This is a genomic window from Bordetella genomosp. 9, assembly GCF_002261425.1.
GTDB lineage: Bacteria > Pseudomonadota > Gammaproteobacteria > Burkholderiales > Burkholderiaceae_B > Bordetella_C.
The window spans coordinates 1,849,049-1,874,402 of record NZ_NEVJ01000003.1 but is presented as its reverse complement, the minus strand read 5'-3'; the positions used below and the strand labels follow the sequence as shown (position 1 = coordinate 1,874,402).

Genomic DNA, 25,354 nt, shown 5'->3' with positions numbered 1-25,354 from the left:
ACACGGCTTGGACGGGATCGGATGATGCGCGGGGACTCGGAAGGTTGCACCGGTGGTTGGGCCACATCGATACGGCGGTGGGTGGACACGCAGGCGCAGGGCGCGCCTGGTGGCGATCTGGATCGTATCGATATCGCCCGGGCGCTGCCTTTCCTGCTGTTGCACCTGGCCTGCCTGGGTGTGTTCTGGACGGGCGTCTCGCCGACGGCATTGGCGGTGGCGGCAGCGCTGTATGCCGTGCGCATGTTCGCCCTGACCGCCTTCTACCACCGCTATTTTTCCCACCGCACTTTCCGCACATCGCGGGCCATGCAGTTCGTGTTCGCGCTCGCGGGCGCCGCTTGCGCGCAGCGGGGACCCTTGTGGTGGGCGGCACATCATCGGCACCACCATCGTCATGCCGATGACGAGCGGGACCTGCATTCGCCCATGCGGCACGGCTTCCTGTGGAGCCACATGGGCTGGTTCCTGACGCCGCGCGCCTTCGCCACCGACCTGGCGCGCGTGCCGGATCTGCGGGTGTATCCCGAACTGCGTTGGCTGGACCGCTACGATGTCGCCGTGCCGGCGGTGTTGGCGCTGGGCTGCTATGCGCTGGGCGCCGCCCTGGCGTACTACGCCCCCGGACTGGGCACCGATGGCCCGCAGATGCTGGTGTGGGGCTTCTGTATTTCCACGGTCGCGCTGTTCCATGCGACGGTTACCATCAACTCGCTGGCGCATCGTTACGGCAAGCGCCGTTACGAGACCTCGGACGCCAGCCGCAACAATCTCTGGCTTGCGCTGCTGACCTTCGGGGAAGGCTGGCATAACAATCATCATTTCTATCCAGGCTCGGCGCGCCAGGGCTTTCGCGCGGCCGAGATCGATATCACCTGGTATGGCCTGCGGCTGCTGGCGGCCACGGGACTGATCTGGGACCTGAAGCCCGTGCCGGCCTGGGTGCTGGCACGCGCCAAGGAGTGAGCATGCGTGTCGCCGTCATCGGTTCGGGCATCGCGGGTCTGGTCTGCGCCTGGAAGTTGGGCCAGCAGCGCGATTGCGACGTGACGCTTTACGAAGCGAACGACTACCTGGGCGGACATACGCATACCCATGCGGTCGAACAGGATGGCCGCCTGTATGCGGTGGACAGCGGTTTCATCGTCCACAACCCGGTGAACTATCCCCGCTTCACGGCCATGCTCGACGAGTTGGGCGTGGCGTCGCAGCCGACCACCATGAGCTTCTCGGTCCACAAGCAGGCCGGCGGCCTCGAGTACAACGCCACGTCGCTGGATGCGCTGTTCTGCCAGCGTCGCAACCTGATGTCGCCGCGCTTCCTGGGCATGGTGCGGGACATCATGCGCTTCTATCGCGAGGCGCCGGCTTTGCTGAGGGGGGATGGCGACGGCCCGACGTTGGGCGAGTATCTACAGCAGCATCGCTACGGCGCGGCCTTCCGGGACGATCACCTGATCCCGATGGCATCGGCCCTGTGGTCATCGCCGGCGGCACGCATCCTGGAATTTCCCGCCCGCTACCTGGTGCGGTTCATGGCCAACCATCAGATGCTGCAGGTCAGCCAGCGGCCGCAATGGCGTGTCGTCCAGGGCGGCTCCAACGGTTATATCCGGGCCTTGCGGCAGCGCTGGCGCGTGCGCGTGCGCCTGCAGTGTCCGGTCCGCGCCGTCGCGCGGCACGGCGATTCGGTCACGGTAATGACGCGCGACGAGCGCGACGTCTACGACCATGTCGTGTTGGCCTGCCACAGCGACCAGGCCCTGGCCCTGCTCGCGGACCCCACGCCCGCCGAGCGCGACGTGCTGGGGGCGATCACCTACCAGGACAACGACGTCGTCCTGCACACCGATGCCCGCGTGCTGCCGAGCCGCCGCAAGGCCTGGGCCGCCTGGAATGCCTATGTGCCGGCCGATCCCGCCGCGCCCTGTTCGGTCAGCTACTGCATGAATCTGCTCCAGGGCCTGGATTCGCGGCTGCCCTTCATCGTCACCTTGAACCGCGACGACGCCATCGATCCGACGCATGTGATGGCGCGCATGCGTTATCACCATCCCCTCCATACCCTGGCGTCGGTGGCCGCGCAGGCTCGCCGGAAGGAAATATCGGGCCGTCAGCGGACGTGGTACGCGGGTGCTTACTGGGGCTGGGGCTTCCATGAAGACGGCGTGGCCAGCGCGCTCGACGTCGTGCGGGACATCCAATCGCTGCCGGACACCGCGGCTGTTCCGTCGAAGGTGGCGGCATGAACAGCGCGCTGTACGAAGGCCGGGTCATGCACAAGCGGCATCTGCCGCATGCGCACGCCTTCGATTTCCGCATGGCGCTGCTCTATCTGGACCTGGATGAGATCGACGAAGTGTTCCGCGGACGCTGGCTGTGGTCGACCGAGCGTCCCAACCTGGCGCAATGGCGGCGCGCCGATTACCTGGATGGCGCCGCGCTGGATGGCGCCCCGAGCCTGCCCCTGAAGGAGGCGGTGCGCGCGCGCCTGCGGCTGGCCATGGATACCGTGCCCACCGGGCCCATCCGGATGCTGGCCCACGCGCGTTATGCAGGGTACGTGTTCAACCCTGTCAGCTTCTATTACTGCTATGAGTCCGACGGCGTCACCCTGGCCGCGATCGTCGCCGAGATCACCAACACGCCCTGGAAACAGCGCCATTGCATCGTGCTGCCGGCCGCTGCCGCGCGCAGGCGCGGCGAATTCCTTACCTGGGAATTCGGCAAGCGCTTTCACGTTTCGCCATTCATGCCGATGGATTGCGCCTACGGCTGGACCCTGACCGCGCCCGCCGACGACTTGCGCGTGCACATGCGCGTCAGCCACCAGGACCGGGCGCAGTTCGATGCCCATTTGCACCTGCGCCGCCGGGCGCTGGATGGCGCCGCGCTCGCCCGCGTGCTGTGGCGATTCCCGCTCATGACCTTGCAGGTGGTCGGTGCGATCCATTGGCAGGCGTTGCGCCTGTGGCTCAAGCGCAATCCCGTCTACGACCACCCCGGCACGCCCAACGGAGAACCCGAATGAAACCCATGACGTCGTCCGATCATGCCGCCATCACGGCGGTGAGCCGCGTCGGCAAGGTCGATCGCTTGCTGCGCAAGCGCCTGTTCGCCGGGCTGGCGGGGTTGCGCCATGGGCGGCTGGTGATCCAGGACTGCCTGGGTAGCACCACGCTGGGTGACGGCAAGCCCACCATCCACCTGGCTGTCGGCGATATGGCGTTCTATCGCCTGGTCGCCACGCACGGCAGCGTGGGGGCGGGCGGAGCCTACGGCGCGGGAATGTGGGGCTGCGACGACCTGGTCGGCCTGGTGAGCCTGCTGGTGCGCAACCGCGACACGCTGGACGATATGGAGTCGGGACTGGCGCGGCTGGCCGCCTGGGTATTGAAGGCCTGGCATGCCGGCAACCGCAACACGCGCGCGGGCAGCCGCCGCAACATCGCCGCCCATTACGACCTGGGCAACGATTTCTTTTCACTGTTCCTTTCCCAGGACCTGATGTATTCCTCGGCGCTGTGGGAGGGCGCGGACGATACGCTGGAAGCCGCGTCCAGGCGCAAGCTGGACCTGGTCTGCCGCAAGCTGGACCTGCAGCCCGGCGACCAGGTCATGGAGATCGGCAGCGGCTGGGGCGGCTTCGCCATCCATGCGGCGCGCCATTATGGCTGCCACGTGACGACCGCCACCATCTCGCAGGAACAGCATGCACTGGCCATCGCGCGGGTGCGCGAAGCCGGCCTGCAGGATCGCGTCAAGGTGGTCCTGCGCGATTATCGCGACCTGCAGGGCCAGTATGACAAGGTCGTCTCCATCGAAATGATCGAGGCCGTCGGCGCGCGCTTTTTGGAAGGTTACTTCCGCAAGATCTCCGACCTGCTGCAACCGCGCGGACGTGCCCTGGTCCAGGCCATCACGATCGAAGACCATCGCTATGCGCAGGCCCTGCGGTCGGTGGATTTCATCAAGCGGTACATCTTTCCCGGCAGCTTCATCCCATCCATCGAGGCCATGTTGCGGGCCAAGACGCGGGCCTGCGACCTGGCGCTGGTCCATCTGGAGGATTTCGGGCTGTCGTACGCGCGCACCTTGCAAGCCTGGCGGCAACAGTTCCTGGCGCACCTGCCGCTGGTCAGGGCCCAGGGCTTCGACGAGCGCTTCTGCCGCATGTGGGAGTTCTACCTGGCCTATTGCGAAGGCGGTTTCCGCGAGCGCTCGATCGGCGTATCGCACCTGCTGTTGACCCATCCCCAGGCGCGCGTCGCGGGCGATCGCTGGGTACCGGAGCAGCCATGACGCCGCTGCAGCAATGGCTGGTCATCGTCATGTGCATGGTCGTCGCCATGGCCCTGGGATGGCGCTGGCAGTCCCGCCACCGCAATGCGGGGATCGTGGACGTCATCTGGTCGCTCGGGATGGGGGCTAGCGCGCTGCTGATCGCCGCGACCGGCCAGGGTTCGGGCATCGCCAGGATCTGCCTGGCCGTCATGGCCGGCGTGTGGGCGGCGCGCCTGGCATGGCATATCTGGCGGCGCGTGCGGCAGGAAGAAGACGGCCGTTATCGCGCGCTGCGTGAGCACTGGCATGGCCACCAGGGCAAGTTCTTCGGCCTGTTCATGTTCCAGGCGGGGCTCGTGGGCCTGTTCTGCCTGCCCTTCCTGGCCGTCGGGGCGAGCCCGGCCGCGGGCATGCCGGTGGTCCTGGCGCTGGTCATCTGGGTCGCCGCGGCGGCGGGCGAGATCATTGCCGACCTGCAGCTGGATCGATTCCGCGACAACCCTTCGAATCGCGGCCGGACCTGCCGCGACGGCCTGTGGCGTTACTCGCGGCACCCCAATTACTTCTTCGAATGGTGCCAGTGGTTCGCGTACGTGGCGCTGGCCTGGGGATCGCCGCTGGCCTGGCTTGCCTGGCTCGGGCCGGTACTGATGTTCGTGTTCCTGCGCTGGATCAGCGGCGTGCCCTATACCGAAAAGCAGGCGCTGCGCAGCCGCGGTGACGACTATCGCGATTACCAGGGCCGTACGCCGGCCTTCTTTCCCTGGTTTCCAAAATCCTGATTCCCATACGATGAGGCACGCCATGACGACAGCGACCATGCAGGCCAGCGAACTCGCCACCGATAGGCCCGCGCCCGGACTGCTGGGCCTGGCCGAGCGCGGCCTGGTTCCGGATCCGCTCATGCGCCTGGGCATACGCCGCCTTTGCGCACAGCGGCTGGCCCAGGAGTACGCGGGTGGCATCGAGGCCTGGACCGAGCGCGAACAGCAGCTCATCGCCAGCCTGCGCGAAAGCGCGGTCGCCATCCATACCGATGCCGCGAACGCCCAGCATTACGAACTGCCCACCGAATTCTTCCAACTGTGCCTGGGCGCCCGCATGAAGTATTCGAGTTGCTACTACCCTACGGGCGACGAGACGTTGGACCTGGCGGAGGAAGCCATGTTGCGCCTGTATGCGCAGCGGGCGGAACTGGCGGACGGGCAGGATATCCTCGAACTGGGCTGCGGCTGGGGTTCGCTGACGCTATGGATGGCCGAACAGTTTCCGAATGCGCGCATCACGGCTGTGTCGAATTCCGTGACGCAACGCCAGCACATCGAGGCCCGTTGCCGCGAGCGCGGCTGGGGACATGTCCGTGTCCTGACCTGCGACGTGAATGTGCTGTCGCTGCCGCACGGCGCCTACGACCGCTGCATCTCGATAGAGATGTTCGAGCACATGCGCAACTACCAGGCCCTGATGGCCAGGATCTCGCGTTGGCTATACCCCGCAGGCAAGCTGTTCGTCCATATCTTCGCCCATCGCGAACGCGCCTATCCGTTCGAGACCGACGGCGCCGACAACTGGATGGGCAGGCATTTCTTTACGGGCGGCATCATGCCGGCGGCGTCGACACTGCTGCATTTTCAGGGTGACCTGCAATTGGAAAACAGGTGGTTCCTGGACGGCACGCATTATCAGCGCACGGCCAATCACTGGCTGGCCAACCAGGACGCCCGCGCCGTCCGCGCCCGCGAGGTGCTGGCCGGCGCGTACGGGCCGCTCGCCGGCCTGTGGCACCAGCGATGGCGCATGTTCTGGATGGCGTGTGCCGAACTGTTCGGCTATGACGATGGCCAGCAGTGGGGCGTGGGCCATTACCTGTTCAGCCATCCGCAGGGAGAATGACCATGTTGCGCGCGCTTTGTGCCGGTATCGCGGGCTTGCTGGCGGGTTGCAGCACCCCCACGCCCATGCCGCCCGTCAATCATGTTGATCTGCCCCGCTTCATGGGGGACTGGTATGTCATCGCGCACATCCCCAGTTTTCCTGAACGCAATGCCTACGACGCCGTGGAAAGCTACCGCCTGCTGCCGGACGGCCGGATCCAGACGGACTTCCGTTATCGCGACGGCAGTTTCGACGCCAAGGTGGAAACCATGCATCCGGTGGGTACGGTGAAACCGGATACCGGCAATGCCGTCTGGGGCATGCAGTTCGTCTGGCCCATCAAGGCGGAGTACGTCATCGCCTACCTGGACGAGAACTACCAGACCACCATCGTCGGGCGATCGAAGCGGGACTATGTGTGGATCATGGCGCGCGTCCCTTGCCTGGCCGACGACGTCTATGCCCAGCTGGTGCGCAGGGTAGGTGAACTCGGCTATACGCAGCCGCTGCGCAAGGTGCCGCAGCAGTGCGCGAAGTAGCTCCATGACGGCCGGATCGAAATCCGGGTGACCACGCGATGTGCGCATCCGCTATGCTCGCCTTCTCGCGGCCGCTTTTTGCCGCGCGCGGACGGCATGACGCGCGCGCCGCCGCGGAAACAATGGCAATCACGGAGCTTGCGACGGGTTTGAGAAACGCAGTGGATGACGTCGATCAGGGGTGTGCCGGGCAGCCGGATTGGGCGCCGCTGGTGCGCGCGGTCGCACGCGAGCGCGACCGTGCCAGCTTCATGCGTATCTACGACTACTACGCGCCCCGGCTGGGCCGCTACCTGGAAGGACTGGGCGTGCCGGCCGGCCTGGCGGAGGAACTGGTGCAGGAGGCCTTGTTCAGGCTTTGGCAGAAGGCCGACCAATACGATCCGGCGCGCTCGACGCTGAGCACCTGGCTGTACCGGATCACCCGCAACCTGTACATCGACCACTACCGGAACGAAAAAGGCTGGACGGCGGTCCAGGTGGTGCTGGACGAATTCGAGGCGGCCGATACCAGCAGCGCGGAAGAGGAAGCCTCGGAACAGGCCTTGCGTGCCGCGCTTGCCAGCCTGCCCGCGCAGCAGGCCAGGATCGTCGAGATGTGCTACTTCCAGGCGAAGAGCCACAGCCAGATCGCGGAGGACCTGCGCATGCCCTTGGGGACGGTCAAGTCCAGCATCCGCCTGGCCTTCAAGAAACTACGTACGTTGCTGACAGATTGATGCCATGAAACCTCAACATCACTTGGATGACGCGACGTTGGTCAGCTACAGCGCCGGCGCCTTGCCCGAGGCCCTGTCGGTGGCGGCCGGCGCGCACCTGGAGATGTGCCTGCATTGCCGGGCGCGGCTGCGGCAGGCTGATGCCGTGGGCGGCGCATTGTTGGAGGCGCGCGCGGGTGAGACTGGCCGGGACGACGCGACGCCTTTGCCGAAGCCGGGTGCGCAGGCCCGCGCGGCCATGCTGCAGCGTCTCGATGCCGACGGTTCGGGAATGCCGGCCGCGATTGGACAGGTCGCCGACGCGCAGATCGCGGCCGCGCAGGTCGCGGACGTGGAACATCCTCCGCGCCCGCCCGTGCAGGGCGACGAGGACTGCCTGCCCGCCGCCCTGCGACCGTACTTCGGGACCCGCTACAGCGGCCTGCAATGGCGCTTCCTGGCGCCAGGTGTGCGCATGGCCAAGGCGCGCGTGTCGCAGGGCCGGCTTTTCCTGTTGATGCTGTCGCCCGGCGTGCGCATGCCCGAGCATGGCCACGGCAGCGCCGAGTTGAGCCTGGTGCTGCGCGGCGCCTACGAGGATCGCTTCGGCATCTTCCGCGCCGGCGACATCGCCGACCTGGACTGCGACGTGGAGCATCAGCCCATCGTGGCAGACGAGGGCATCTGCATCACCCTGGGCGCCACCGATGCGCCCATCCGTTTCAAGAGCTGGGGGCTGAGGCTGCTCCAGCCTTGGTTCGGCATGTGAAGCAACCACCTCCTGCCGAACTTTGTGCCAGCAAAAGCCGACTCGGCAAACTACGCTTTAAGCTCGACACAGCGCGTGCCGATGCCGTGTCGAGATCAAGCCATTCCAGCGCCTGTTTGGGAGGGAACGCTACAGGGTGCGCCGCCGTCACGGCGGCAAACAGAGGGTTGCTCACTTGCAGGCGTGGATATACAATGTATATACATCGTGGCTGTGAGATTGCTAAGGCACCTGGCGGTACAGAATTGCCAGCGACAGCTTTGCCAAGCAGGCCCGACGTCCGGAAGCCTATGGGCCGTGCGGTGAATTCAAAACGAGGTCATCATGGAAGTTACGGTAGTGAAATGGGGAAACAGCCAAGGTATCCGCTTGCCTGCCCATCTTTTGGAGCACCTGCATGCGGCAGTGGGAACCAAGCTCAACGTGACGTTCGAAGGCGAGGCCGTCATGCTGCGTCCGGATCCTAAACAGCGGCACTCGCTCGAAGACCTGGTTGCCGGCATTACGCCCGAGAATCGACACAATGAAATTGAAACCGGCGCTGCGGTTGGAGAAGAGTTTTAATGCCCGCCTACGTGCCGGATCGCAGTGAGATTATCTGGATCGACTTTGATCCGCAGGCAGGTCGTGAACAGGCAAAGCGTCGGCCCGCGCTGGTGCTGTCGCCGCGGATTTACAACGCCAAGACTAATTTATTGATTTGTTGTCCTATAACGAGCGCCGTAAAGGGATATCCCTTCGAGGTTGCTGTCGATTCCGCCAAAATGGCTGGCGTGGTCCTTTCTGACCAAGTCAAAAGCCTGGACTGGAAGGTGCGAAAAGCAGCAAAGATTGAGCGCGCGTCAGATGCGGTGATGGTCGAGGTAATGGCCAAGGTGTGTGCGTTGCTTCAATTAAATTGATCGTGATGGCGTGAGTGACAGATTCAGCGCTTGCCCCATCGCCACCACAAGGTGGACGCTAGAGCGGTAGCCGCTGCTCGTGCTTGATTTCGCGCAGGGCCACGATGGTTCGCGTCTGCCGGATGCCTGGCAGATTGAACAGGAAACGGTGCAGGAAGCGGTCGTAGTCTTCCGGGCTTTCGACCAGTATCTTGAGCAGGTAATCTGAATCGCCCGTGACGGCATAGCACTCGAGGATTTCCGGCGCGCTGCGTACCGTGCGTTCGAAGTTTTCCACGGTGTCGGAGGAATGCCGCTCCAGGCTGATCTGGGCGAACATGCAGCCGTGCAGGCCCACCTTGTTGCGATCGACTTGCGCGGCGTATCCCACGATCGTGCCGTCCGATTCCAGCGCCTTGACGCGGCGCCACACCGGCGCGGCGGACAAGCCGACCCGATCCGACAGCTGCTGGGCCGACGCCCGTCCGTCTTCCTGCAGGGCCTTCAGGATCGCGATATCGGTCTTGTCCATGAGTTTCCCTGATAAATTCGGAAAAAACGAAACGTTCATTTCGCATTATAGGGAAAGCACGATCCAATAACGCAATAAATCGGCTGTCCATCGCTCCTATCATGTTTCGAGGAGGACCGATCATGGACGGCACACCGATCGCGGACCTGGGCCTGGACCAGGACTACCGTTTGGAAGACAACTACACCCGCAGGGACGGACGCGTCTTCCTCACCGGGACGCAGGCGCTCCTGCGCATGCTGCTGACGCAGCGCCGGCTGGACCGCGAACGGGGCCTGAACACGGCCGGGTTCGCGTCCGGATATCGCGGATCGCCCCTGGGCGGGGTGGACATGGCCATGTGGAAGGCCAGAAACATCCTGGACGCCAACCAGATCAGTTTCCTGCCCGCGATCAACGAAGACATGGCCGCCACGGTCATCATGGGTACGCAGCAGGCCGGCGTGCGCGCCGATCGCAAGGTGGATGGGGTGTTCTCCCTGTGGTATGGCAAAGGGCCGGGCGTGGACCGGGCCGGCGACGCGCTGCACCATGGCACCGCCGCCGGCGCGTCGCGCCACGGTGGCGTGCTCGTGGTGGTGGGCGATGACCACACCGCGGCGTCGTCGTCGATCCCGCATTCCAGCGAGGCGTCGCTGATCGCCTGGCAGATGCCCATCGTGCATCCGGCGTCGGTGGAGGAATACGAAACCTTCGGGCTGTATGGCTGGGCGCTTTCCCGCCACGCCGGCGCCTGGGTGGCGTTCAAGGCCGTGTCGGAGACCGTGGAAAGCGGACAGTCCTTCCTGCCCGCGCCCACACCTTTCTACTCCATGCCGGAAGATCCGGCATTGCCGGCGAGCGAACTGGAATACACGGCGCGCGACTTCCTGTCGCTGGCCGTGGAAAAGCGCATGAATACGCGCATGAAGGCCGTACAGGCCTTCGTCGCGCGGCATTCCATCGACAAGCTCGTCTGCGCGGCGCCGCATGCGACGGTGGGCATCGTGACGGTCGGCAAGGCCCATCTGGATACGATGGAAGCGCTGGCCCGGTTCGGCATCGACGTCCAGGGGCCCGATGCGCCCGTGCGGGTCTACAAGCCCGGCCTGACCTGGCCGCTGGACGCGGGCCGTTTCCAGGCGTTCGCGCGTGGCCTGGGCCACATCCTGGTGGTCGAAGAAAAGAACACCGTGGTCGAGGCGCAGATCAAGGATATGCTGTTCAACCAGGCCGAACGCCCCACCGTGGCCGGCAGGACCGGCCTGGATGGCGAGCCCCTGATTCCTTCGGCCGGCCAGTTGCGTCCGTCCCTGCTGGCTGGCCCGCTCGCGGCCTGGCTGACCCGCGCCGCACATCTGCATGTGCATATCGATGGCGCGGCATTCGCCTGTCCGGATGCCTTGTCCAACGAAGCCGACGGCATGCGGCGCCGTCCTTATTTCTGCTCCGGATGCCCGCACAACACGTCCACCAAGGTCCCGGAAGGCAGCCAGGCGCTGTCCGGGGTGGGATGCCATTACATGGCGGCGTGGATGGACCGCGACACCGCGGGCCTGACGCAGATGGGCGGCGAAGGCGCGGACTGGATCGGCCTGTCGCGCTATATCGAAACGCCGCACGTTTTCCAGAACATGGGCGAGGGCACTTACTTCCACTCGGGATACCTGGCCATCCGCCAGGCGGTGGCGGCCAAGGCCACCATGACGTACAAGATCCTGTTCAACGACGCCGTGGCGATGACGGGTGGACAACCGGTGGATGGACCGCTGTCGGTCCCGCGGATCTGCCGGCAACTACGCGGCGAAGGCGTCGAGCGCATCGTCATCACCACCGACGAGCCCGAAAAGTACCAGGGGGTGGACGTGGCGGGCGCCACCGTGCACCACCGCCGCGAACTGGACGCCCTGCAGCGCGAGCTGCGCGTTACGAAGGGCGTGACGGTGCTGATCCACGACCAGACCTGCGCCGCCGAAAAGCGCCGTCGCCGCAAGAAGAGCGAATTTCCGGATCCGCCGCGCCGGATGGTGATCAACAGCGCGGTCTGCGAGGGCTGCGGCGACTGCGGCTCGACGTCGAACTGCCTGTCGGTGGTGCCGCTGGAAACGCCATATGGCCGCAAGCGCGCGATCGACCAGTCGAGCTGCAACAAGGACTATTCCTGCGCGGACGGGTTCTGCCCCAGTTTCGTTTCCGTCATGGACGGCAAGCCGCGCGCGAGCGGAGCGTCCACGCACGACCGGGATGGCCTGCAGGCGTCGATCGCCGCCTTGCCCATGCCTGCCATCGCGGCCGTGGACGCGCCGTATCGCCTGCTCGTCGCGGGCGTGGGCGGCACGGGCGTCATTACCATCGGGGCGCTGGTCGCCATGGCGGCGCATCTGCAGGGCCTGTCCGCGTCGGTACTGGACTTGACCGGCCTGGCGCAAAAAGGCGGTACCGTGATCAGCCACATCCGCCTGGCCCCGCGGCACATGGCGGCGGGTCCGGTGCGCCTGGATTGGCAGCAGGCGGACGCGGCCATACTCTGCGATCTCGTGGCGTCCACGTCGGCCGACGCCCTGGGCGCATTGCGCCGGGGCGCCACGCGCGTGACGGTGAACACCTACGTCGCGCCCGTATCCGAGTTCACGCGGAATCCGGATGCGGCCATGCGGCCGGAGGCCTTGCTCGCCAAGGTGCGGCATGCGGCGGGCGAGGACAGGACCGCCGCCATCGATGCGCGCGCGGCGGCGCTGGCCTTGTTCGGCGACAGCATCCTGGCGAACGTCTTCATGCTGGGCTACGCGTGGCAGCGCGGCGACGTGCCGCTGACGCACGCGGCGCTGTTGCGCGCCATCGAGCTGAACGGCGTGGCGGTGGCGTCCAATCGGGCGGCGTTCGACGCCGGCCGCCTGGCCGCGCACCAGCCGCGCGCCCTGGACGACCTGCTGCGCCCGCGTGCGTCGGTCGTCCAGCTGAACATGCCGGAAACCCTGGATGCGGCGGTGAAGCGGCGTGTTGCGGAACTGGGCGCGTATCAGGATGCCCGCTATGCCGCCACCTATCGCGAATTCGTGGAGCGGGTCGCCGCGCGCGAACGCGGGCTGGCTGATCCCGCGGGCACGCGAACCTCGCCCCGGCTGGCGCTGGCGGTCGCCCGCAACCTGTTCAAGCTGATGGCCTACAAGGACGAATACGAAGTCGCGCGCCTGTACACCAACGGCGACTTCGCCCGGCAGCTGGAAGTCCAGTTCGAAGGCGTGGCGGGCAGGGACTACCAATTGCATTTCCACATGGCGCCGCCCGTATTCGCGCGCAAGGATCCGGCAACCGGATTGCCACGCAAGATGACCCTGGGCCCCTGGACGCTGTCGGCGATGAAGATGCTGGCCCGCATGAAGGGACTGCGGGGAACGTGGGCGGATCCCTTCGGCCATACCCGCGAACGCAGGATGGAACGCGAGCTGGTCCGGCAGTATCGCGACATCATCGAGTCCTTGCTCGACACTTTGGGGCCGGACAACCTGGATCGCGCGGTCAGGATCGCCGCGCTGCCGGAGAAAATCCGCGGCTATGGCCACATCAAGCTGGCCAGCGTGGCGCGCTATCGCGATGCGCTGGCCGCGCACAATGTTGAAATTAACTCAACGTTCTGGAATACGTTTACAGAGACGCCACCGACGAAAGCGCCTACAGTCTCCTCTGCCATATAAAACAAATCGACTGCGGGGCCGGCTGCGCGAGTCGCCACGGCGCGGCACCCGCGGGGTGGAGACACGCAATGACCCAGATACGTCGACGCGGGGCGCTGGCCCTGGCGCTGTTTTCGTTCGCCTGCGCAAGCCTGTCCGGCGTACGCGCCGAAGCCGCGTATCCGGATCGCGCGGTGCGCGTGATCGTGCCGTTCGCGGCGGGCGGCGGCGCCGACATCGTCGCGCGGCTGGTTTTCAAGGGGGTGGGCGAACAACTGGGCCAAGCCTTCATCATCGACAATCGCGGCGGCGCCGGCGGCATCATCGGCACGGACGCGGTCGCCAAGGCGGAGCCCGACGGCTATACCCTGCTGCTGGGACAAAGCGGTCCCAACGCCATCAATCCGTCGGTGTACAGCAAGCTTCCGTACGACGCGCGCAAGGACTTCGCGCCGATCACCCAGCTCACTCGCTATCCCTATGTCGTGGCTGTCAAGAAGCAGTTGCCGGTGAACGACCTGAAGGAACTGATCGCCCTGGCGAAGCGGCAGCCCGGGACGCTGACCGTGTCGACGGCGGGGCAGGGGAGTTCGTCGCACCTGGCGATCGAGCTGTTCATGCGGCAAGCGGGGATTTCCATCAACCCGGTGCCGTACAAGGGCGCCGGCCCGGCCCTGCTCGACGTGGTCGGCGGCACCGTCGACATGACGTTCGGCGACGCGGCGTCCGCGTCCAAGCAGGCGCAGGCGAAGAACGTGAAGGCGCTGGCCGTCACGGGCGCGAAGCGGTCGCCCTTGCTGCCCGACGTCCCGACGGTCGCCGAGGCGGGCGTGCCGGGCTACGAGGCTTCCGCATGGCATGGCGTGCTGGCGCCGCGCGGCACGCCGGAACCGGTCATCCGCACCTTGCAGCAAGCGATCGCCAAAGTGCTGGCGGATCCCGCCTTGAAGGCGCGCCTGGCGGAGGATGGCATCGAGACAGTCGGGAGTTCGCCGGCGGACTTCAACCGCGCACTGCTGGCCGAGATCGACAAGTGGCATACGGTGGTCGTCGAAGCCAACATCAAGCTGGAATAGGCGAGCCGGTCGTCGAGGACCCTGGCGCGGCCTCAATGGCGCCGCCTGATTACCGTCGCACGATTACCGCCGCTTCAGGCGCCGACCCAGCGCCTGCATGAAGCCGCGGCACTCGTCGACCCGCGCCACGTAGGTGATCGCGAAGTAAAGGCCGCCATAGAGGCCCAGCACGACGATACCCAACAAGACCGGCTGTTGCCACGCCAGCGTGATCTTCAGCGCGAAGGCGGCGGCGGCCGACAGGCCGGCGGCGGTCCATAGCCGGAACAGCAGTCCGCGTGGCAATCCCGTGACGCCTATCCGTGCATTCAAGGTGCGGCGTAGCAGGAACAGCTCCACCCAGGCCGCGACCCCGGCCGATGCCGTCAGGCCGACGGTGCCCCATTGGGGCGCGATGCCCAGGCGCGCCGGCAACACCAGGGCGCAGGCCAGGCCCAGCACGGTGGTCAGCAGCAGGCGGACCAGGGCGTAGCGCAGCGGCGTGCGCGGATCCAGCAAGGCGTAGTAGGTGGACGAATACAGGCGGCCCAGCGTGGAAGCGAGCAGCCCCACGCCCGAGCCGGCGATGATGGCCCAGACGAACACGGCATCGTCGTGCGTGAAGCGGCCGGATTGGTAGAGCGCCGCCGTAATGACGTCGCCCAGCACGAAGAAAGCCATCGCGGAGGGCACCACGAAGAACGCGATGCGGCGCATGCCGCGGTCCAGGCGCGAGCGCAGGGCTTCCCTGGCGTCGGTCGCGCCGTCGTCGCCCAGCGAACGCGCCATCGCGGGCAATTCGGACGCCGATATCGCCATGCCGAACAGGCTGACAGGCAGCATATTGATGGAGGCGGCCGTGGTCATCGCGGCCATGGCGCCGGGACCCAGCAGCGTCGCGATGGCCTGGTCGACATAGGAGCTGATCTGCACGACGCCCCGGCTGATGGCCACCGAGCCGAAATTGCGAAACACCTCGCGCACGCTGGCGTTGGCGCCATCCGGCCGCAGGGGCAGCTTGCCCGTCAGCCGCAGGACCGGCGGCAACTGGATGGCCAACTGCAGCAGGCAGCCGAAGGTCGTGCCCCATGCCAGCCACACCGCCAGATCGGGCAGGCTCGAGTTCCGGAAGATCACCATGGTCGCGATCATGGAAAGATTCCAGATCACGGGCGCCGCATAGGACAGAAAGAAACGGCGGTGGCTGTTCAGGATGCCCAGGCACCAGGCCGAGCCGACCAGCAGGCCCAGGCCGGGAAACAGGATGCGCACCAGCAGGATGGTGAATTCGCGCTTTTCTCCCGTATATCCCGGCGCGACCGCCCAGATCAGCCACGGCGTCGCCAGGATGCCGACCAATACGATCAGGGAGATGACCAGCGACAGCACGGCGGCGACGGCGCCCGCCACCCGGTCGGCTTCTTCCTGCCGGCCCTGGGCGAGCAGGCGCGCGTACACCGGGATGAAGGACGCGGAGAGCACGCCTTCGCCGAAGAGGTTCTGCAGGAAATTGGGTACGCGCAGCGCCGAACTGAAGGCGTCGGCGATGTCCGACAGGCCGAAGTAATGGGAGAACACCCGCTGACGGACCAGGCCCATCAGGCGGCTGCAGAGGATGCCGGCCGCCACCATGATGGCGTGCCGCGCGCTGTTGTCCTTCGCCATGAATGCGCCCGGGAAAGCCGGTGATTCTAGCAAGACGTGGCCCATCACGTGGTGGATCACGTCGTGGATCACCCGGTGCATCACCTGTTGCATCACTTGTTGCATCACGCGGCGGCCCGGGTGCCCTGGAGTAGATAACCTTCTCCGGCGACAATGGCCGACAACACCCCGAACTGACGTTGCCATCATCGCCGTCCGCGTCGCCCGCCCGTGGATCATCCATGCCCCTGCTTACCCTGGATCGCCTTTCTTCGGCACGCCTGTCGCCCGTCAGCCTGGAATGCCAGCCCGGCGAATGCCATGCCATCCTGGGGCCGTCCGGCTCCGGCAAATCCGTGCTGCTGCGGCTGATCGCCGATCTCGACCCTGGAACGGGCGACGCCTCCTTGCGAGGGGTGCCCCGGTCGCGGATGTCAGGGCCGCAGTGGCGGCGGGAGGTGGTCTATTGCCAGGCCGAGGCCGGCTGGTGGCATGAGCGCGTGGCCGAGCACTTTGCCGACCGGGAGGCCGCGACAGCGGTGATGAACCGGCTGGGCCTGGCTGCCGGCAAGCTGGACGCCATGGTGCATGAGCTGTCCACCGGGGAGCGGCAGCGCCTGGGGCTGATACGGGCCTTGCTGCTGCGGCCGTCCGTATTGCTGCTGGACGAGCCCACGGCATCGCTGGACGCGCAATCGACGATGCAGGTCGAGCAGGAGATGCGCCGCTGCCTGCGGGATGGCCGCGCCGTGCTGCTGGTCACGCATAGCGCGGAACAGGCGGCGCGCATGGCGACCCATTCCTGGCGCATGGAGCAAGGCCGCCTGGAGCGCCGCGCATGAACGTGATCTATCTGACGACCGCCGACCTGGCCTTGGCCGCCAGCCTGGTCGCGTTGGCGGCGCTGATTTCGCTGGGCCTGCGCCTGGCCTTGCATGGACAGGTGCTGTGGGCCGCGGCGCGGACGGTCGTGCAACTGCTGCTGGTGGGCCATATCCTGCGGCTGGTCTTCGCGCATGCGTCGGCCGCGGCGACCATCCTGGTGCTGCTGGTGATGATGGCGCTGGCCGCGCGTGAAGTCGCCGCTCGTCCGCGCGAGCGTATCGTTCGCCACGGCAATGGCATCGTGGCCGCGGTCACGGTGATCACCGCCACGCTGGTGACGGCGATGTTCATCCTGCATACGGCGCTGCGCCCCACGCCCTGGTACGACCCACGCTATTCGATCGCGCTCGTCGGCATCGTCCTGGGCAGCGTGTTGAACGCGGCGAGCCTGAGCCTGGACACCGTGCTTTCCGGGGTGCGGCGCGAGCGCGCGGGCATCGAAGCAAGATTGGCCCTGGGCGCGACCGCGCGCCAGGCGTTTGCCGGCTTGCTGCGTGAAGCCGTGCGCCGGGGGATCGTGCCGACGATCAACCAGATGTCGGCGGCGGGAATCATCACCTTGCCCGGGATCATGACGGGGCAGATCCTGGCCGGCATGGATCCGGTGGAAGCCGCCAAGTACCAGATCCTGTTGATGTTCCTGCTGTGCGGAGCCAGCGCGCTGGCGGCGATGGGCGCGGGATATCTCGCGATGAAGCGGCTGACGGACGGTCGCGACAGGCTGCGGCTGGATCGCCTGCGGGACAGGTAAGGCAGCGTCCCGGCCGGGTACCGACCAGGTATCGGCCAGACGCAGCGGCTGACCGGGGCGGCTGACCGGGGCGGCGGTGGCCGCCCGGTGCCAGCCGTGCGTCCGTCGCGTTCAGCCCTGGCCCTGGCCTTCCGCGGGCTTGGGCGCCTGGCCCTTGCGCACCTTTTCCTCGATGCGCCCGCCGACGTCCGCGTCGACCTTTTTCCAGTAATCGAACGCGCGGCTCAGGACGGGTTCCCGTACGCCGCCCATCAGGCTGCCCGACACCGTGTCGACCAGCGCGGCCCGATCGGCGTCGCTGAACACCTTGCGCACCATGGTGCCGGCCTGGCTGAAGTCGTCATCTTCGGCGTGCAGGGTATAGGCGCTGCGGACCATCTCGCCGTCCGCTTCCCAGCCGTTGTCGACCTTGCCGGTTTCGTCCGCCCACGGACGATCGCCGCTATTGGGCACGTACACCGGCGCCGCCCCCGTATGGTGGTAGGTCATGGGGCCGTCGATCATATAGGTGTTGACGGGCACCTTGGGCTGGTTCACCGGCAACTGGTGAAAGTTGGCGCCGATGCGGTTGCGCTGCGCGTCGTTGTAGGCGAAGGCGCGGCCCAGCAGCATCTTGTCCGGCGACAGGCCGATGCCCGGCACCGTGTTGCCCGGCGAGAACGCCGCCTGCTCGATTTCGGCGAAGAAGTTCACCGGGTTGCGATTCAAGGTCATCGTGCCGACCTTGATCAGCGGGTAATCCTTGTGCGGCCACACCTTGGTCAGGTCGAAGGGGTTGATGCGATAGTTTTTGGCGTCGGCGTAGGGCATGACCTGCACCGAGAGCTCCCAGACCGGACAGTCCCCGCGTTCGATGGCTTCGAACAGGTCGCGCCGGTGGAAATCCGCATCGGAGCCGGCCATGGTGGCGGCTTCGGCATTGCTGAAGAACGCCATGCCCTGCCGGGTATGGAAGTGATACTTCACCCAGAAGCGTTCGCCCTGCGCGTTGACCCACATATAGGTGTGCGAGCCGTAGCCGTTCATCTGCCGCCAGGTGCGCGGCAGGCCGCGCGGGCCCATCAGATAGGTGACCTGGTGCGCGCTTTCCGGATTGTTGGTCCAGAAGTCCCATTGCATGTGGTTGTCGCGCAGCCCGCGGTCCGGCAGGCGCTTCTGGCTGCGGATGAAATGCGGGAATTTCATCGGATCGCGTACGAAGAAAACCGGCGTGTTGTTCCCGACCAGGTCGTAGTTGCCTTCGCTGGTGTAGAACTTCAGCGAAAATCCGCGCACGTCGCGCCAGGTATCGGGGCTGCCCTGTTCGCCGGCCACCGTCGAAAAGCGCGCCAGCATTTCCGTCTTGGCGCCGCGCTGGAACAGGGCGGCCTTGGTGTATCGGGAGACGTCCTCGGTGGTTTCGAACACGCCAAAGGCGCCGGAGCCCTTGGCGTGAGGTTGGCGTTCGATCGTCTTCTCGCGGTTGAAGTGCGCCATCTGTTCGAGAAAGTGCACGTCGTGCAGCACGATGGGACCGTCCGGTCCCACGGTCAATGAATTGCGATCGCTGACCGCGGGTGCGCCCGTGGTGGTCGTCGATGGCGCCGAAGTGTCGAATGGCTTGTCGGTCATGGTGATGTTCTCTCCCTGTGCGGTTGGGGCGCGCGCGAAGCTGCGTACGCGCATAAGCAGCTGAGCAGTAGGATAGAGTGCCACAGGGCCGGGACGCCATGCAATGACAGAGAAGCTTACATTTCGGCCAGGCGGGCCAGATCCGCGAGCAGGCGGGGCCGGTGGGTTGCCACCCCAATGTGCGGCGTGTCTGTTCGCTGGACGTCGGCAGGTCCCGCGCGACGAGGTGGGCCATCCAGCCAAAGCGCGTCTCGGCCTCTGCGGGCGTGATCGCTTCGATCGGCAGCGCCAGGCGGCGTGCCAGCGTTTCGACGATATCGCGCATGGCCACGCCTTCTTCCGCGACGGCGTGGTATTTCGCTCCGGGCACCGCTTTTTCGATCGCCAGCCGATACAGGCGTGCGACGTCGTCGACGTGCGCCGCCGGCCAGCGGTTGCCGCCGTCGCCGATGTACGCGAGGCTGCCGCGTTCGCGGGCCGTGGCGATGAGGTAAGTGATCAGGCCCTGCCGTGCGGTGTCGTGGACCTGCGGCAATCGCACGATTGAAACATTGATGCCCATCGCGGCGACGGCGGCGGCGGCTTCTTCGGACGCGGCGCGCGGCATGACGGACGAGCTGGCCGCGGGGTCGTCTTCCCTGGCGGCCCGTCCCGGCGCGGTGCGGGTCAGGGCGGTGCCGGACGTGACGATCAGCGGCCTGCCCGTGCCGGCCAGCGCCGCGCCCAGGGACTCGATGACGCGGCGGTCGTCGTCGCAGTTGTCCTGGTACCTGGAGAAGTCGTGATTGAAGGCCAGGTGGATGACGCCGTCCGACCGGGCCGCGCCGGCCCGCAGGCTGTCGGTGTCTTCGAGCGACCCGCGATGGACGGTGGCGCCCGCTCCAGCCAGCGCCGCGGCCTTGTCGTCCGAGCGGCACAGGCCGATGACCCGATGGCCCGAGGACATCAGTTCCCTGACGACGGCGGAGCCGATGAAACCGGTGGCGCCGGTGATGAAAATACGCATGGTGAAGCATCTCCGTGGAACAGTAAGGGGCCGGCATTGCGCCGTGGGAGATAATCTGCGCCCTGCGTTTATCCTGGTAAAGTAGTGGCGTTATCAGGGTATAAAAGCTAACCGGATGTCCGCCCGCACTCTTACTTCCCTTACCGCCCTTGCCTCTGCCGCGCGCCCGGTGGCGCCGGTGCCCGAGGCAGCGAGCCCCTTGGCGCGGGCCACCGCGCCCACCCAGTTGGGCGCGTACCTGAAAGACCGGCGCGCCAGGCTGGACCCGGCGGCCTTCGGTTTCCCCGGCGGCCGGCGGCGCACGCCGGGCCTGCGCCGGGAAGAAGTCGCGCAGCGCGCGAACATCAGCCCCACCTGGTACACCTGGCTGGAACAGGGCAGGGGCGGCGCGCCGTCCGCGGACGTGCTGGACCGTATTGCCGGCGCGCTGATGCTGACCGACGTCGAGCGCGAGCATTTGTTCCTGCTCGGCCTGGGCCGCCCGCCGGAAGTCCGTTATCGCAAGGGCGAAGGCGTGACGCCGCGCTTGCAGCGCGTGCTGGACGCGCTCGATCCGAGCCCGGCCTTGATCCGCACGGCGACCTGGGACGTGGTGGCCTGGAATCGCGGCGCCACGGTGATGCTGGCCGACTACGGCGCGCTGCCGCCGGAAGCGCGCAATATCCTGCGCATCGTATTCCTGGACCCGCGCTCACGCGCGCTGCAGTACGACTGGCAAAGCGTCGCGCGCTTCGTGGTGGCGGCGTTCAGGGTGGATGCCGCGCGGGCGGGGGCGGCCGATGCGGTGGCGCCGCTGGTCGAAGACCTCTGCCGCCTGAGTCCGGAGTTCCAGGCCCTGTGGCTGGCCAACGACGTGCAGGGGCCGCACGGCGATACCGTCAAGCACATCAAGCATCCGGTGCTGGGCCCGCTCTCGTTCGAGTATTCCGCCTTCGCGGTCGATGGCAGGCCGGACCTGAGCATGGTCGTCTACAACCCGGCGACGCCGGACGACCTGGCGCGGATAGCTTCGCTGATCCGACCGACGGCCACGGAAGCCGCGTCATCTAGGCCTGCTGCCTAGCCCCGCCGTCGCCTTGTTTGCGGTCATGCAATTCCGATGCCACCGCGGCATGGTTGATCATGGCGACCAGCGAAATGCCGCCTATCATGTTGCCCAGCAGGGTCGGCGCGAAGAAGCGCAGCAGGAAGTCGCCTGCTGACGCATGCCCCGTCATCACGGCATACGCGGCCTCGACCGAGCCCGCGATGATGTGCGCGAGATGGGTGACGCCGACGATGTAGCTGATGAACAGGATGGTCATCAGTCTTGCCGCGCGGGCGCTGGGCAACAGCCAGACCATCAATGCGATCAACCAGCCGGCGAACACCGCGCGCAGCACGGTGGGCCAGAAGCTTTCGGGCATTGCTTCGATCGCCAGTGCCTGCAGGCTGCCCACGACTTGCGGCTCGAAGACACCCGGGACCAGCAATAGCGCGGCGAATGCGAAGGTGCCCGCCACGTTCGCCGCCAGCACGACGACCCAAAGCCTGAGCGCGCGTAGCACGGTGCCGGCGTCACGATGCTCCAGGACGGGCAGCACGACGGTCAGCGTGCTTTCGGTAAACAGCTGCTGCCGCCCGAGGATCACGATGACGAAACCGGTGCAATAGCCCAGTCCCGCCACCAGGTGGCGCCAGGGCGCGTCGGGCATGCCCGCGGCGAGCACGGCCTGCACCAGAAAGGAAAACCCCATGGATAGCCCCGCCGCCAGGCCGGACCACGCCAGCGCGGGCACCGGGCGCCGCAGCGCGATTTCGCCTTCTTCGCGTACGACTTCGTGGATGACGGGCGCTTGCAGGCTCGCGTGCTGCGAGGCCTGTCCTTGCTCGTCACGCGATAGGTGCGGCGAATCCGCGCCGGCCTCGTGATGCGTCGCCATGTCGGCGGTCTTCAATGCGCCGGGCGGGTGTTGCGCCGCATGGCTTCGTCGGGATCGGCGGGGTTGCTATCGCCGAAACCGGTGGTTTCCCCGCTTTCGCCGGGTGCGTACAGGGTGCCTGGATGCGGTTCGGACGGCGCGTTGCGCTGCTGGCGTCCCATCTGCTTCCGGGCCATCCGGTCGGCCAGGCTCGGCAGCAGCTTGAACATGGTGGTGTTGATCACCGACATGCTGCCGACCTTGACCTCGCGGTCGGGGCTGGTCGCCGCGTTCAGGATGGCGCTGGCCACCTTGTCCACCGTGATCATCGGACTCGGCAGCTTGGCCACCTGGTCCATGTAGTTGGCCGCGTGTTCGGGGAAAGGCGTGTCCACGGCCGTGGGCTGGATGAGCGTGACCGACACCGGTGCCTTGTCCGCTTCCAGCTCCATGCGCAATGCATCAGTAAAACCTTTCACGGCGTGCTTGCTGGCGGAGTACATGCCTTGCAGCGGCACGGAAGCGTCGGAGACCTCGCTGCCGACGTTGATCAGTGCGCCGCCATGCGCCTTGAGCAGCGGCAGCGCCGCCAGCGAGCCGTGCACCACGCCCCAGAAATTCACCTGGAACAGCCGCTGCGCGTCGTCCTCCGGCGTCTCGTCCAGCCGGCCGTAGATGGACAGGCCGGCATTGTTGACCCAGGTGTCGACGCGGCCGTACTCGGCCATCGCGGTGCGCGCGACGCGGTCCATGTCCTCACGTATCGACACGTCGGCTTCCACGGCGATGGCGTCGAAGCCATCCTTCCTGAGTTCGGCTGCGATGCTCTCCAGCGTGCTACGGCTGCGCGCCGCCATGATCACGCGCGCGCCTTGATGCGCGGCCAGCATGGCGGTGGCCAGTCCGATGCCGCTGGAGGCGCCGGTGATCACGATGACCTGTTCCGCGATCGGCTTGAGTTTGAGTGACATGGCGTTCTCCCGTTTGAATGGGACGGGGAACGCAATCGGCATGCCGTGCGCGCCGTTACTTGCCCTGTGGGTGGTGATGGGCCGATCGCCTGCGCGAGCGCCTTTCCCGTTCGCCTCGGGTTTTCTCCAGCGTGGCCTGGTAGGTCCTGGCGGCCGCCTCGCAGCGCGCGTGCAGGACGTCGAGTTCCTTGTCCGAAAGCTTTTCGATGCCCATGAATTCGTCTTCCGCGTTGGATGTCCGGATGAGCTCGTCGAGCTTGGTCTGCAAGGCGTGACCGTCGCGATTCTGGGTGTTCTGGATCAGGAAAACCATCAGGAAGGTGATGATGGTCGTGCTGGTATTGATGATGAGCTGCCAGGTTTCGGAATAATGGAACATGGGGCCCGTGGCCGCCCAGATGAGCACCAGCAGAACGCAAAGCATGAACGTGTAGGGGCTGCCGGCCGCGCGGGCGGTGGCGTTGGCGAATCTGGCGAACAAGCGGTCCATGGGTGTCTCCCGATATGGGCGGCCATGGTAGTGCAAACCATATGCCTTGTGCTGAGCAGGAGCTGTACCACGCAAAAAAAAGCGGCCGGGCGTGATGCCGCGGCCGCTTTCGCACGATGATGCCGTGCCGGGGTGATGCGTGGGTCAGGCCTGACGGGTCGCGTTGCCCGCGCCCAGCTCGGCGCCGGTCTCGGGGTTGGAGTCCGGATCGGAGGCCGTGCGCGCCACCAGGCCTTGCAGCGCGGTGACTTCGTCCTTCGCCAGCTTCACGCTCGCCGTGCCATCGCCATCCTGCGGACCGGCTTCTTCCGCAGTCGCCACGAACTCGAAGTTCTCGTCGCTGTTCCACGGGCCGCGCATATCGCCTTCGCCTTCCGACATATTGAAGTACGTGTTGGCGAAACGCGGGTCGGGCGGCAGCTTGCCCGGCGGGAAATTGGGCTGCATCGAATACAGCGCCTTTTCGAAGGACTTCTGGTGCGACACCTCGCGGGTCATCAGGAAGGTCAGTGCGTCCTTGACGCCGGGATCGTCGGTCACGTTGATCAGGCGCTCATAGATGATCTTGGCGCGCGATTCCGCCGCGATGTTGGAGCGCAGATCACACGATGGATCGCCGATCGAGTCGATATACCCGGCATTCCAGAGCTGCCCGCCGGAGTTCGTCAGCGCCGGACCGCCGCCGTAGAGCACCTGGGTGACGTGGGAGTCGTTGCCCGCGCCATGCAGCGCGCGGTACATATCCGCTTCCTTGTCCACCGCTTCGGCCAGCTTGCCCTTCGCGCCTTTGTTCAACATCGCGACCAGCGTGCCGATGACTTCGAGGTGGCTCAGCTCCTCGGTGGCGATGTCGATGAGCATGTCCTTGCGGCCGGGATCTTCTTCGGCGACATATTGGGTGAAGTAGCGCATGGCGGCCGCGAGTTCGCCCTGAGGTCCGCCGAATTGCTCCAGAAGAAGATTCGCCAGGCCGGGATTGCCACCCGCCACGCGAACCGTGTATTGCAGTCGCTTGTTGTGCGCGAACATAAAACCTCCACGTTGGTCCTTGCCGCGAGCCCGCTGCTCGCGATCGGTGCTGCAAAGAGCAACCGCTATTCCCGGCTCGCGCGCATGCTCTGCGTTCTTCATCGCATCAGCTCTGCGTTATCCGCGTTGCGAGCCGCCGCGTTGCTCTACGCTATTCGTGGATGACCACGCGGGCATAACGATTGCAGAACGAGGTGGCGAACCAACGGCTCGCGCGGCAGGACTCGCGTGCCGACGAAGGCCGGTTCGACAGGCAACTCAATCCAACCAAGTACAGGAGCACATTCATGGCTGCGAAAACCGTTGAAGATCTCTTTCTGCATGAACTGTCCGACGTCTACAGCGCCGAGAAGCAACTGACCAAGGCGCTGCCGAGGCTGGCGCGCGCCGCGACCAATCCGGACCTGAAGGCCGCCTTCGAATCGCACTTGCAGGAAACACAGGGCCAGATCGAGCGCATCGATCAGATCGTCGAATCGGCGGGCCTGAAGCTCAAGCGCGTGAAGTGCATGGCCATGGAAGGCCTGGTCGAAGAAGGCAAGGAAATCATCGAAGAGGTCGAGAAGGGCCCGGTTCTCGACGCTGCCCTGATCGGCGCCGCCCAGAAGGTGGAGCACTACGAGATCGCCAGCTACGGTACGCTGGCCGCCTTCGCCAAGCAGCTGGGCCAGCAGGACGCCATGAAGCTGCTGCTGGAAACGCTGCAGGAAGAAAAGGCTACCGATGAGAAGCTGACGGTGCTGGCGGGCAAGGTCAACCAGACCGCCAAGGGCAAATAGG

Annotated in this window: 24 protein-coding genes and 1 pseudogene; 17 read left to right on the top strand and 8 right to left on the bottom strand. The window is 66.1% G+C overall.

Annotated elements, in window-relative coordinates; genetic code table 11:
• The first annotated feature begins 81 nt into the window (after positions 1 to 81).
• From CAL26_RS19575 to mazF, 11 genes are all read left to right on the top strand, one after another.
• The gene (locus CAL26_RS19575) at positions 82 to 966 is read left to right on the top strand and encodes an acyl-CoA desaturase (protein ID WP_256988534.1); all 885 of its coding nucleotides are present in this window, start codon (positions 82 to 84) and stop codon (positions 964 to 966) included.
• Positions 967 to 968: 2 nt separating this feature from the next.
• Positions 969 to 2,249 (top strand): NAD(P)/FAD-dependent oxidoreductase, encoded by a 1,281-nt coding sequence (locus tag CAL26_RS19570; protein WP_094848420.1) that lies wholly within the window; start codon positions 969 to 971, stop codon positions 2,247 to 2,249.
• The gene (locus CAL26_RS19565; RefSeq protein ID WP_094848419.1) at positions 2,246 to 3,031 is read left to right on the top strand and encodes a DUF1365 domain-containing protein; all 786 of its coding nucleotides are present in this window, start codon (positions 2,246 to 2,248) and stop codon (positions 3,029 to 3,031) included. Before CAL26_RS19570 ends, CAL26_RS19565 begins: the two co-directional genes overlap by 4 nt.
• A complete protein-coding gene (locus tag CAL26_RS19560; RefSeq protein WP_094848418.1) occupies positions 3,028 to 4,302 on the top strand; it encodes an SAM-dependent methyltransferase in 1,275 nt (424 codons plus the stop codon). The genes CAL26_RS19565 and CAL26_RS19560 overlap by 4 nt, the downstream gene beginning before the upstream one ends.
• Positions 4,299 to 5,066, top strand: a complete 768-nt coding sequence (locus CAL26_RS19555; RefSeq protein WP_218831565.1) for a DUF1295 domain-containing protein — start codon at positions 4,299 to 4,301, stop codon at positions 5,064 to 5,066. Before CAL26_RS19560 ends, CAL26_RS19555 begins: the two co-directional genes overlap by 4 nt.
• A 22-nt stretch (positions 5,067 to 5,088) precedes the next feature.
• Entirely contained in the window at positions 5,089 to 6,177 is a 1,089-nt protein-coding gene (locus CAL26_RS19550; RefSeq protein ID WP_094848417.1) for an SAM-dependent methyltransferase, read from the top strand.
• A gap of 2 nt (positions 6,178 to 6,179) precedes the next feature.
• Complete coding sequence (locus CAL26_RS19545) at positions 6,180 to 6,698, top strand: lipocalin family protein (RefSeq protein ID WP_094848416.1); 519 nt, start codon at positions 6,180 to 6,182, stop codon at positions 6,696 to 6,698.
• Between the two features lie 161 nt (positions 6,699 to 6,859).
• Positions 6,860 to 7,417: a sigma-70 family RNA polymerase sigma factor gene (locus CAL26_RS19540; protein ID WP_218831564.1), complete on the top strand. Its 558-nt coding sequence runs from the start codon at positions 6,860 to 6,862 to the stop codon at positions 7,415 to 7,417.
• A gap of 4 nt (positions 7,418 to 7,421) precedes the next feature.
• Entirely contained in the window at positions 7,422 to 8,165 is a 744-nt protein-coding gene (locus CAL26_RS19535) for a ChrR family anti-sigma-E factor (RefSeq protein WP_094848415.1), read from the top strand.
• A gap of 324 nt (positions 8,166 to 8,489) precedes the next feature.
• Complete coding sequence (locus CAL26_RS19530) at positions 8,490 to 8,729, top strand: AbrB/MazE/SpoVT family DNA-binding domain-containing protein (protein WP_094848414.1); 240 nt, start codon at positions 8,490 to 8,492, stop codon at positions 8,727 to 8,729.
• Complete coding sequence (gene mazF, locus CAL26_RS19525; protein WP_094848413.1) at positions 8,729 to 9,067, top strand: endoribonuclease MazF; 339 nt, start codon at positions 8,729 to 8,731, stop codon at positions 9,065 to 9,067. Before CAL26_RS19530 ends, mazF begins: the two co-directional genes overlap by 1 nt.
• Before the next feature lie 58 nt (positions 9,068 to 9,125).
• On the opposite strand, the gene CAL26_RS19520 is transcribed toward mazF, so the two are convergent.
• A complete protein-coding gene (locus CAL26_RS19520; protein ID WP_094848412.1) occupies positions 9,126 to 9,578 on the bottom strand; it encodes an Lrp/AsnC family transcriptional regulator in 453 nt (150 codons plus the stop codon).
• Positions 9,579 to 9,700: 122 nt separating this feature from the next.
• Between CAL26_RS19520 and CAL26_RS19515 the strand changes: the two genes are divergently transcribed.
• The gene (locus CAL26_RS19515; RefSeq protein ID WP_094848411.1) at positions 9,701 to 13,252 is read left to right on the top strand and encodes an indolepyruvate ferredoxin oxidoreductase family protein; all 3,552 of its coding nucleotides are present in this window, start codon (positions 9,701 to 9,703) and stop codon (positions 13,250 to 13,252) included.
• A 68-nt stretch (positions 13,253 to 13,320) separates the two neighbouring features.
• Positions 13,321 to 14,307 carry a Bug family tripartite tricarboxylate transporter substrate binding protein gene (locus CAL26_RS19510; RefSeq protein WP_094848410.1) on the top strand — a complete coding sequence of 329 codons (987 nt, stop codon included), beginning with the start codon at positions 13,321 to 13,323 and terminating at the stop codon, positions 14,305 to 14,307.
• Positions 14,308 to 14,370: 63 nt separating this feature from the next.
• Here the strand turns inward: CAL26_RS19510 and murJ are convergent, their stop codons facing one another.
• Positions 14,371 to 16,056, bottom strand: a complete 1,686-nt coding sequence (gene murJ, locus CAL26_RS19505; RefSeq protein ID WP_256988652.1) for a murein biosynthesis integral membrane protein MurJ — start codon at positions 16,054 to 16,056, stop codon at positions 14,371 to 14,373.
• Positions 16,057 to 16,172: 116 nt separating this feature from the next.
• On the opposite strand from murJ, the gene CAL26_RS19500 reads away from it, so the two are divergent.
• A complete protein-coding gene (locus CAL26_RS19500) occupies positions 16,173 to 16,772 on the top strand; it encodes an ABC transporter ATP-binding protein (RefSeq protein ID WP_094848409.1) in 600 nt (199 codons plus the stop codon).
• A complete protein-coding gene (locus CAL26_RS19495) occupies positions 16,769 to 17,566 on the top strand; it encodes an ABC transporter permease (RefSeq protein WP_094848408.1) in 798 nt (265 codons plus the stop codon). Before CAL26_RS19500 ends, CAL26_RS19495 begins: the two co-directional genes overlap by 4 nt.
• A 111-nt stretch (positions 17,567 to 17,677) precedes the next feature.
• Here CAL26_RS19495 and CAL26_RS19490 read toward each other — a convergent pair whose 3' ends face one another.
• Together CAL26_RS19490 and CAL26_RS19485 are read right to left on the bottom strand one after the other, a co-directional pair.
• On the bottom strand, positions 17,678 to 19,177 hold the full coding sequence (locus CAL26_RS19490) for a catalase (protein WP_094849982.1): 1,500 nt from the start codon (positions 19,175 to 19,177) through the stop codon (positions 17,678 to 17,680).
• Between the two features lie 316 nt (positions 19,178 to 19,493).
• Positions 19,494 to 20,123, bottom strand: a pseudogene (locus tag CAL26_RS19485) (NAD-dependent epimerase/dehydratase family protein); the annotation flags it as partial.
• A gap of 238 nt (positions 20,124 to 20,361) precedes the next feature.
• Between CAL26_RS19485 and CAL26_RS19480 the strand changes: the two are divergent.
• The gene (locus tag CAL26_RS19480; RefSeq protein ID WP_256988533.1) at positions 20,362 to 21,246 is read left to right on the top strand and encodes a helix-turn-helix transcriptional regulator; all 885 of its coding nucleotides are present in this window, start codon (positions 20,362 to 20,364) and stop codon (positions 21,244 to 21,246) included.
• Here CAL26_RS19480 and CAL26_RS19475 read toward each other — a convergent pair.
• The 4 genes from CAL26_RS19475 to CAL26_RS19460 form a co-directional block, all read right to left on the bottom strand.
• Entirely contained in the window at positions 21,230 to 22,105 is an 876-nt protein-coding gene (locus tag CAL26_RS19475; protein WP_094849981.1) for a formate/nitrite transporter family protein, read from the bottom strand. The genes CAL26_RS19480 and CAL26_RS19475 overlap by 17 nt on opposite strands.
• An 11-nt stretch (positions 22,106 to 22,116) precedes the next feature.
• Positions 22,117 to 23,055 (bottom strand): SDR family oxidoreductase, encoded by a 939-nt coding sequence (locus tag CAL26_RS19470; protein WP_094848406.1) that lies wholly within the window; start codon positions 23,053 to 23,055, stop codon positions 22,117 to 22,119.
• Positions 23,056 to 23,110: 55 nt separating this feature from the next.
• Positions 23,111 to 23,545 carry a low affinity iron permease family protein gene (locus tag CAL26_RS19465; RefSeq protein WP_094848405.1) on the bottom strand — a complete coding sequence of 145 codons (435 nt, stop codon included), beginning with the start codon at positions 23,543 to 23,545 and terminating at the stop codon, positions 23,111 to 23,113.
• Positions 23,546 to 23,689: 144 nt separating this feature from the next.
• On the bottom strand, positions 23,690 to 24,574 hold the full coding sequence (locus CAL26_RS19460) for a manganese catalase family protein (RefSeq protein WP_094848404.1): 885 nt from the start codon (positions 24,572 to 24,574) through the stop codon (positions 23,690 to 23,692).
• Between the two features lie 287 nt (positions 24,575 to 24,861).
• On the opposite strand from CAL26_RS19460, the gene CAL26_RS19455 reads away from it, so the two are divergent.
• Complete coding sequence (locus CAL26_RS19455; protein ID WP_094848403.1) at positions 24,862 to 25,353, top strand: YciE/YciF ferroxidase family protein; 492 nt, start codon at positions 24,862 to 24,864, stop codon at positions 25,351 to 25,353.
• Position 25,354: the final 1 nt, after the last annotated feature.